The sequence below is a fragment of the Anaerotruncus sp. 1XD42-93 genome (assembly GCF_009917605.1).
Taxonomy (GTDB): Bacteria; Bacillota; Clostridia; order Oscillospirales; family Ruminococcaceae; genus Anaerotruncus.
Genome location: NZ_QZEG01000175.1, coordinates 1 through 1,336 on the forward strand (window position 1 = coordinate 1; position 1,336 = coordinate 1,336).

General features: G+C 54.6%; 1 pseudogene. It reads left to right on the top strand.

What is annotated here, in order from left to right:
- Positions 1-1,336 (top strand): annotated as a pseudogene (locus D5269_RS17840) (helicase SNF2); the annotation flags it as partial.

Genomic DNA, 1,336 nt, shown 5'->3' on the forward strand with positions numbered 1-1,336 from the left:
TGGGCCTGATGAACAGCTGCAAGGCCCAGGCGGAGGAGATTCTGCTGGCGGAACTTATCAACAGCTGACCTTAAACCTGTTTCTTTCCGAAACGGAACAGATTCAGAATATTGATGAAGCAGAGAATGTGAAAGCGTCCTCTGCTTTTTCTTTTGCCCAAAAGGACATTGACCATGTACTGCGGCTGGGCGGCAATACCGACCGTCTGCGGGAGCGCGTGACAGCTGAATTTGAAAAGCAGAAGCCGGTCCCGGAAATAGCCGCCGCCCTGCAATCCCTCTATCATGGCGGCAACGGTTTTACCACCGATGCAGGCCGTATCACAGTCTGGTATGGTGAGGACGGAATCCATCTCTCTCATGGAAAATCCGCCCGATATGATAAATCCGCACAGGTTATTTCCTGGGAGGGCGCGGCGGAGCGTATTGGCGAGCTGTTGGAATCCGGTCAATTTGCTTCCAATGTGGAGCTTGCCGAGGCGGAGGGTTATGAACGCTCCCTCCTTGCCAACAAGCTCTGGAACCTGTATCACGATTTGAGCGATGAAGCCAGAGAAGCCGGATATTTACCCAGTCTGTCAGAAATCAAGGGCAACGGGTTTCCAGAAGAATCCGCATGGCTCACTGAGCAGCTGCGTGACCCGGCTTTCCGCCAGCCCCTCACAGAAGAATACGCCGCCTTTTGGACTGCCTATACGCAAGACCGTAACTTGCTGCGTTTCCATTACCACAAGCCAAAGGAGATTTGGGAAAACCTGAAAGACCTGTCACTGCCCCGCAAAGCCTTTTCATCTGAAATGGCAGAGGTTCCTGCGGTTAAGCAGTTTATTACGGAGGATGAGATCGGCGCGGCCCTTTCTGGCGGCAGCGGTTTTGCCGGGGGCAAAGGGCGCATTTATGCCTTTTTCCAGCAGCCCCATACCGACAAGGAAAAAACCGCATTTCTCCGGCAGGAATACGGAACCGGCGGACGCTCCCACGCACTGTCCGGTGCAACGCACAGTGGCGAAGATCACGATGGAAAGGGCCTGCGCTACCAGAAAAACGGCTGTGACGATGTACGCCTGACCTGGGATAAGGTCGTGAAGCTGGTTGCCGGCCTGATCCAAAAGGACCGTTATCTGACCGAAGCAGAACGGGAACAGTATGAGAAAATCCAGGCAGAAAAGGAACTGGCAGAGGCGGGCATTGTAGAATCACAGAGCCAGCCTGCTCCTGTCCATGAAACCGAAACAGAACCGCCCCAGCCCGCGCTGGAAGAATTGCTGGAACAGTACAAGCCGGTTGTGACCGCCGCCATCATGGAGGATACGGCATACCGCAACGCCTGCGGCCAT